Below are 213 nucleotides of genomic sequence, written 5' to 3'. Positions count from 1 at the left end.
AGGGTGATTAGCTCAGCTGGGAGAGCATCTGCCTTACAAGCAGAGGGTCGGCGGTTCGATCCCGTCATCACCCACCACTTCTTGAGAGTTTTACCTTTGGGTAAGACGCAACGTTAAAGGTTGCACCGACGCGCAGCGGTAGTTCAGTCGGTTAGAATACCGGCCTGTCACGCCGGGGGTCGCGGGTTCGAGTCCCGTCCGCTGCGCCATATT

Annotated in this window: 2 tRNA genes; both read left to right on the top strand. The window is 57.7% G+C overall.

Features of this window, described 5'->3' with window-relative positions:
• Position 1: 1 nt before the first annotated feature.
• A tRNA-Val gene (locus tag AOA60_RS16700) sits at positions 2–77 on the top strand.
• Positions 78–132: 55 nt separating this feature from the next.
• A tRNA-Asp gene (locus AOA60_RS16695) sits at positions 133–209 on the top strand.
• Positions 210–213 lie beyond the last annotated feature (4 nt).

It is taken from the genome of Pseudomonas sp. 2822-17 (assembly GCF_002742485.1).
Classification (GTDB): domain Bacteria; phylum Pseudomonadota; class Gammaproteobacteria; order Pseudomonadales; family Pseudomonadaceae; genus Aquipseudomonas; species Aquipseudomonas cyclaminis.
Note: the sequence above shows the minus strand (reverse complement) of the source record. Positions and strands in the feature narration are given on the sequence as shown.